The 7,130-nt window shown below is 72.8% G+C and carries 5 protein-coding genes and 1 tRNA gene; 3 read left to right on the top strand and 3 right to left on the bottom strand.

Annotated features, from left to right (window positions below; translation table 11 throughout):
• Positions 1-179: 179 nt before the first annotated feature.
• Both E1211_RS33595 and E1211_RS29045 read right to left on the bottom strand, forming a co-directional pair.
• The gene (locus E1211_RS33595) at positions 180-740 is read right to left on the bottom strand and encodes an endonuclease domain-containing protein (RefSeq protein WP_243709744.1); all 561 of its coding nucleotides are present in this window, start codon (positions 738-740) and stop codon (positions 180-182) included.
• A 1,039-nt stretch (positions 741-1,779) separates the two neighbouring features.
• Entirely contained in the window at positions 1,780-2,388 is a 609-nt protein-coding gene (locus tag E1211_RS29045) for an IclR family transcriptional regulator (RefSeq protein WP_132352924.1), read from the bottom strand.
• 516 nt (positions 2,389-2,904) lie between these two features.
• Between E1211_RS29045 and cysS the strand changes: the two genes are divergently transcribed.
• Both cysS and rlmB read left to right on the top strand, forming a co-directional pair.
• Positions 2,905-4,323: a cysteine--tRNA ligase gene (gene cysS, locus E1211_RS29040; protein ID WP_132352920.1), complete on the top strand. Its 1,419-nt coding sequence runs from the start codon at positions 2,905-2,907 to the stop codon at positions 4,321-4,323.
• Positions 4,323-5,456 carry a 23S rRNA (guanosine(2251)-2'-O)-methyltransferase RlmB gene (gene rlmB, locus E1211_RS29035; protein WP_132352918.1) on the top strand — a complete coding sequence of 378 codons (1,134 nt, stop codon included), beginning with the start codon at positions 4,323-4,325 and terminating at the stop codon, positions 5,454-5,456. Before cysS ends, rlmB begins: the two co-directional genes overlap by 1 nt.
• A gap of 69 nt (positions 5,457-5,525) precedes the next feature.
• Here rlmB and E1211_RS29030 read toward each other — a convergent pair whose 3' ends face one another.
• A complete protein-coding gene (locus E1211_RS29030; protein ID WP_132352916.1) occupies positions 5,526-6,617 on the bottom strand; it encodes an ABC transporter ATP-binding protein in 1,092 nt (363 codons plus the stop codon).
• A gap of 355 nt (positions 6,618-6,972) precedes the next feature.
• On the opposite strand from E1211_RS29030, the gene E1211_RS29025 reads away from it, so the two are divergent.
• Positions 6,973-7,049, top strand: a tRNA-Thr gene (locus tag E1211_RS29025).
• The last annotated feature ends 81 nt before the right edge of the window (positions 7,050-7,130 follow it).

Below are 7,130 nucleotides of genomic sequence, written 5' to 3'. Positions count from 1 at the left end.
GCCCTGCCCTGGCCCCGGCCCTGCCCTGGCCCCGGCCCTGCCCTGGCCCGACCGTGGCTCGAGCCAGCTTGATCATTCCCGAGTTCCATGAGGTCGGGGTGTTCCGGTCGCCCTGACACCCCGACTTCATGGAAGTCGAGTTGATCTCGACGACTGGCCGGGCTGGTGGGCGGGGGTGGTCACCGGCGCCAGCCGCGGGCGGCCAGGGCCGCGCGGACCTCTCGAAGCACCCCCGCGAAGTCGTTGTGCATTCGGCGACTGGTCACGTGCAGCACCAGCCAGCCGGCGGCGACCAACTGGTTGAGCCGCTTACGGTCGGTGTGCAGCCGCTCGGGGTCGGCGTGCCATTGGCCGTCGTACTCGATCGCGACCCGGAGCTGCGGCCAGGCGAGGTCGGGATGGAGGATCAAGCCGCTGGGCAGGCGTACCGGATGTTGTGCGACCGGCCGGGGTAGCCCGGCCAGCACCAGCCGGACGCGCAAATGCGACTCCGGTGGCGATTGAGCACGGCCATCGGCCAGGCCAAAAACCCACCGTGCCCGCTGCGCACCCGGCCGGCCGGCGTTCGCGTCGGCGATGGCGGCCAACTCGTCGGGTTCGGTGAGCCCGCCGGCGAGCAGGGTGTCGACGATGCCGACCGCGCGGACCGGTTCCAACCAGACCGCCGTCTCCCAGGCCGCCTGCGCGGGGCTGGTGCGAGGCAGGACGGCCGCCGGGCGGTGGATCGTCGCCGTGCCCACCCGCCCGGGTGGGTCGAGACTCGGCCCGGGCTCCGCGCCTCCACCTGCCCTGCCGAGGCTGAGGCGCTCTCGGCGCGCGGTATCGGGAACGAGAAGCGCGCGGTCTGCGCCTCGGCCCGCCCTGCCGAGGTCGAGGCGTTCGGGGCCTGCTGATTGGCGTGCGGGAGTGAAGCGCGAACCGTCTCGGCCCGCCCCGCTTGGGTTGAGTCGTCCGGGGCCTGTGGCTCGGTGTGCGGTTCCGGCAGTGCGGGCCCCGGTCTCCGCGGCTTGCCGTGTGGCTCCGTCGGCGCCGGGTCCGAGTCCCGAACCTTCGCGTGGGCTTCGGAGGGCCGGTGGGGTGTCGGTGCCGCCGACGTGCAGGCGCAGGCCGCGTTGCGCGCCGGACCGCACCTGCGGCGGCAGCAGCACGTGCACGTCGTCGGTGAAGGTCGCGGCATGGTCGACGCCATGCAGGTAGGCGGCTGACGGCCCGGCGATCAGCACCCCGGAGGGCAGGCGTAGCAGCGCCGCCCGGCAGGCGAGGGAGTGGTCGCGGTCGAGCCGAGCGTCGGCGTAGACGTCGTGGCGCAGCCGAAGCCAGGCCGAGCTGCGCAGCTGATGTTCGGTGATCAACCCTTGCCGGATTGCCGCGGAACCGCGGAAGACCTGCCAGGCGAGGGTGTCCGGCCGATGTGGTCGAGGTGGCATGTCCTTGAGCGTGCCCGCTGTGCACGGCCCCGCGGCACCCTTGTGGACAACGGTGACCGGTCGGACCGAGGCTCCCTGTGGAGAACATCGGTCCGGCCGGTTGGGCGTGCTATGGGTGATCGACTCGTGCACCAGGAAGTCGGGGTGTCCGCCCGTCGGGATACCCCGACTTCCTTGAAGCCGAGTTGATCAAGCAGGCGCGGGCCGAGCTGCGGCCGAGTCGTGCGCCGGCCGACCCCGTGCGCCGGCCGACCCGTGCGCCGGCCGACCCGTGCGCCGGCCGACCCCGTGCGCCGGCCGATCAGGGTGCCGGTCGATCAGGGCACGGGTCGAGCCGGACAGGGTGGCCGGGTCAGCCGAGGGCCGTGGCGATCGCGGTGGCGGCGGCGCGTACCTGGGTGCCGACCGTTTCGACGTCCAGCGGCGCGAGCGCGACCACGCCGACGCTCGCCTCCAGGCCGGGCACGCCGAGCACCGGTGCGGCCACCCCGTACGCCCCGGCCTGCAGCTCACCGCTGCTGCTCACCGGGTCGGCGGAGCCGGCCCGTCCCGCCAGGATGGCCCGGCCCGCAGCTCCCCGGTCCAGCGGATGCCGCGCCCCCGTCCGGTACGCGACGTGGAACGACGTCCAGATCGGCTCGACCACCACGAGAGCCACTCCTTCGCCGCCCTCGACGACGGTCAGGTGCGCGGTGGCCCCGGCCTGCTCGGCGAGCCGCCGCAGGGCCGGGAGCGCGCCCTCGGCCAGCAGCGGCTGCGCCCGCCGGGCCAGGTGCAGGAGCCCCGCGCCGAGTCGCAGCCGGCCGGCCTCGTCGCGCCGGAGCATTCCGTGCCCGGTCAGCGGGACGGCCAGCCGGTAGACCGCGGCCCGACCGATGCCCAGCCGGTTGGCGGCCTCGGTCACGGTCAGCCCGTTCGGTGCCTCCGCCACCAGGTGCAGCAGGCGCAACCCCCGGTCCAGGGTCTGCGCCGACTCACCGGTCCGCCCGGTGGCCCCGCCCGGATCAGCCCCGGTGGTCGCGCCCGGAAGAGCCCCGGTGGTCCCGCCCGGATCAGCCCCGGTGGTCCCGCCCGGAAAAGCCCCGGTGGTCCCGCCCGGATCAGCCCCGGCGGTCCCGCCCGGAAGAGCCCCGGCGGCCGCCGGGCCGGCGTCGCGCCGGACACCGGACCGGGGCGCGGGTTTCGCGGCCCCGGCGGCGGGGTGTTCGGCCCGACTCTCGAGACCGAGAGCCGGGCGTCCGGCCTGGCGGGTGCCGGTGGGCGGCGAGGCGTCGGCGTCCGTGCCGGCACCGGCCGGGGTCGCCGCGCCCGAGTCGCCCGGCCGGAGCGCCGGGTTCTCGGCCCGGGCCGCCGTCGTGGACGGGTTCGCGGCGCGGCTCGTCGTGCCGCCGCCGGGCCGTGCCGCCGTATCCATGACAGGGAGCGTACGACGAGCTACCGGACGACCCGGAAATGTGCGGACGGCTACCCTTGTACGGTGACGCTGCGCTTGTATGACACCGCCACCCGATCGGTCCGGGACTTCGTTCCCCGCGAATCCGGCAAGGTGGCTGTCTACCTGTGTGGTCTCACCCTCCAGGCGCCGCCGCACATCGGTCACCTTCGCTCCGGTGTGAACTACGACATCCTGCGCCGCTGGCTGACCGCCGAGGGCTACCAGGTCACGTTCGTCCGCAATCTCACCGACATCGACGACAAGATTCTCGTCAAGGCGCAGGAGCAGGGGCGGCCGTTCTGGTCGATCGCGTACGCCAACGAGCAGATCCTGAGTGCGGCGTACCGGCAGCTCAACGTGTTGCCGCCGACGTACGAGCCGCGCGCGACCGGGCACATCCCGGAGATGCACGAGCTGATCGCCAAGCTGATCGCCGACGGGCACGCCTACCCGGCGCTCGACGGCTCGGGCGACGTCTACTTCGACGTGTCGTCCTGGCCGGCGTACGGGGCGCTGTCGAACCAGTCACCGGAGGACATGCAGTCGGCCGGTGACGCCCCCGACCGGGGCAAGCGCGACCCGCGCGACTTCGCCCTCTGGAAGGGCGCGAAGCCCGACGAGCCGGCGGACGCGTACTGGCCGTCGCCGTGGGGCCGGGGCCGTCCCGGCTGGCACATCGAGTGCTCGGCGATGTGCTGGCGCTACCTGGGCCCGGAGTTCGACATCCACGGCGGCGGGCTCGACCTGACCTTCCCGCACCACGAGAACGAGCTGGCCCAGTCCCACGCCGCCGGCCTGCCCTTCGCCCGCTACTGGGTGCACCACGGCCTGCTCAGCATCGGTGGCGCGAAGATGGGCAAGTCGCTCGGGAACACGCTCGATCTGGCGTACGTCCGCTCGCTCGGCGTGCGGCCGGTGGAGCTGCGCTACTACTACGCCGCCGCGCACTACCGCTCCCGGATCGACTACTCCGAGGAGGCGCTCCGGGAGGCGGCCACCGCCTACCGGCGGATCGAGGGGTTCGTGCAGCGGGCCGTCGAGCGGGTCGGCGCCGGTCAGCTCGGCGAGCTGCCGCCCGCGTTCGTCGCGGCGATGGATGACGACCTGAACACCTCGGCCGCGCTGGCCGTGCTGCACGAGGTCGTCCGGGACGGCAACACCGCGCTGACGGGCGCCGACGATGTGACCGTCCGCACGGCGCTGGCCGCGACCCGCGCGATGCTGGATATCCTCGGCCTTGACCCCCTCGACCCGGCGTGGAGCGCCGGTGGCCAGGCGGACGACCTGCGTGATGTGGTGGATTCCCTCGTGGCTCTGGCCCTGGAGCAGCGCGCGCAGGCTCGCAGCCGCAAGGACTGGGCCGCCGCGGACGCCGTACGGGACCAGCTGAAGCAGGCCGGCGTGGTGGTCGAGGACACCCCCCAGGGCCCCCGTTGGACTATTGGAGAGCAGAAGATCTGATGGCTGGCAACTCCCAGCGTCGCGGTCGGCGGGTGACGCCCAAGGCGGGCGCCCCGAAGGGCTCCGGCGGCAAGAACCGGGACGCCCTCGCCGGTCGGGGGCGTACCCTGCCGGCCGACGAGCGGCCGTGGCACAAGGGTTACTCGGGCACCGAGAAGCTGCCCCAGCGCACCGCCTGGAAGCAGGAGAAGGAGCGCCGGGCCGCCGCCGAGGAGGGGCGCGCCCCCAAGATCGGCCAGCCCGGTACGAAGGACACCACCTGGGGCAAGGGTGGTGGCCGGGGCGTTCCGGCGGGCGGCGGTCGCGGCGCGGCCGGTCGCGGTGGCAAGCCGACCGGTCGGACCGGCCCGCGGGTCGCCCCGGGCCGCAAGTCCAACCCGTCGCGGGACGCGCCCGAGCTGCTGGTCGGCCGTAACCCGGTGGTGGAGTCGCTGCGTGCCGGCGTGCCGGCGACAGCGCTCTACACCGCCCAGGGCATCGACATCGACGACCGGATCAACGAGATCGTCCGGACGGCCGCCGACCGGGGTATCGCGATCCTCGAGGTGAGCCGGGCCGAGCTGGACCGGATGACCGGCGGGGTGCTGCACCAGGGCGTCGGTCTCCAGGTGCCGCCCTTCGCGTACCAGCCGTTCGAGGACATGCTGGCCGCTGCCGTGGAGCAGCCGGCCCCGCTGCTCGTCGCGCTGGACGGGGTCACCGACCCGCGCAACCTCGGTGCGGTGCTCCGCTCCGCCGCCGCGTTCGGCGCGCAGGGTGTCTTCGTACCCGAGCGGCGGGCCGCCGGCATCACCGCGACCGCCTGGCGGACCAGCGCCGGTGCGGCGGCGCGCGTCCCGGTCGCCCAGGTGACGAACCTGACCCGGTCGCTGAAGGCGTGCCAGAGCGCGGGCTTCATGGTGGTCGGCCTGGACGCCGACGGCGAGACCGAGCTGTACGACCTGGAGGCCGCGGTGGGGCCGCTGGTCGTGGTGGTGGGTTCGGAGGGGCGTGGGCTGTCGCGGCTGGTGGGGGAGACCTGCGACCTGACGGTGAGCATCCCGATGGTCTCCGAGGTCGAGTCGCTGAACGCGAGCGTGGCCGCCGCGGTCACCCTCGCCGAGGTGGCCCGCCGCCGGTCGACCGCCGACTGAGCCACTTCCCCGCAGAGACGACGAAAGGGGCGGTCCGCCGATGGCGGGCCGCCCCTTTCGGGTCGTACGTCAGATCCGCTTGCCGGTGGCGGCGTTGAAGACGTGCGTACGGTCGGCGTTGGGCTTGACGAACACGGTGTCACCCATGTTCGGCATGTTGCGGCGGTCGGTCCGGACGACGAAGCGCTCGGAGTTGCCGCCCAGCGCGGCGTGGCCGTAGATGTTGGCGTCGGAGCCCAGGTCCTCGACGAGCTCGACCACGATCGGCATGCCGCCCTCGGTGGGGCTGACCAGGTCGACGTCCTCCGGGCGGAAGCCGACGGTCACCTTGCCGTCGCCGCCCTCGGCCTTGGCGGCCTCGGCCTGCTCCCGGGTCAGCGGCACGAACATCTCGGCGAACTCGGCGCCCTTCTCGGTCAGCGGCACCGTCTTGATGTTCATGGCCGGGGAGCCCATGAAGCCGGCGACGAAGACGTTGGCCGGGGTGTCGTAGAGCGCCCGTGGGGTGTCCACCTGCTGGAGTTCACCGTCGAGCAGCACCGCGACCCGGTGGCCCATGGTCATGGCCTCGACCTGGTCGTGGGTGACGTAGACGGTGGTGACGCCGAGCTTGGCCTGCAGCGACGCGATCTGCGTACGGGTCTGCACCCGAAGCTTGGCGTCGAGGTTCGACAGCGGCTCGTCCATCAGGAAGACCTGCGGCTCACGCACGATCGCGCGGCCCATGGCCACCCGCTGGCGCTGACCGCCGGAGAGCGCCTTCGGCTTGCGGCCCAGGTACTCCTCCAGCTGGAGCAGGCCGGCCGCCTCCTTGACCCGCCGGTCGATCTCCGACTTCGGGGTCTTGCGGAGCTTCAGCGCGAACGCCATGTTCTCGTACACCGTCATGTGCGGGTAGAGAGCGTAGTTCTGGAAGACCATCGCGATGTCGCGGGACTTCGGGGGGAGGTGCGTGACGTCGCGCTGGTCGATGTAGATCGCGCCCTGGTCGACGTCCTCGAGGCCGGCGAGCATGCGCAGGCTGGTGGACTTGCCGCAACCGGAGGGGCCGACCAGGACGAGGAACTCGCCGTCGCCGATCTCGAGGTCGAGCTGGTTGACGGCGGGCCGCTCGGTGCCCGGGTAGATCCGGGACGCCTTGGCGTAGGTGACCGTAGCCATGGTGGTGCGCTTCCTTTCACCGGCAGGAACGTGCCGGACGATCCGAGTGAAGGAGCGACCGACGCGATGTCGCGTCGGCCAACGGGCGGCAGGAACCGGGCGCTGGGGCGGCCGATTATGACGTCCGTGTCACTGCACCGTAAACGCCTTTCGGGACGCTGCCAAGGCTGGGGCGATCTTCGGCACCCCGGGCGGTACGCATTCCGGTCAAGCGGGCACGGGCGGACATCAATCGCCACCCCTGACTGGCTCCGCCGCTCCCGTGCCCGTCGGGATGTTGACGTTTCCCGTGCTGGGGAGGCCTGCCGAGCGGGAAATCCGGACGTCAGTCGCTATGCTGGCCACGACACTCAGCGCCCCTGTAGCTCAGCTGGCCAGAGCACTCGCCTTGTAAGCGAGATGTCGCCGGTTCGATCCCGGCCGGGGGCTCCAAACAGGCACCACCTGCGGAAACGCTGGCACCAGCCAGCGCCATCCGTATGCTTAGCCGCTCACGGAGCACTCGCCTATGCC

Source organism: Micromonospora sp. 15K316 (genome assembly GCF_004348525.1).
GTDB lineage: Bacteria > Actinomycetota > Actinomycetes > Mycobacteriales > Micromonosporaceae > Micromonospora.
Note: the sequence above shows the minus strand (reverse complement) of the source record. Positions and strands in the feature narration are given on the sequence as shown.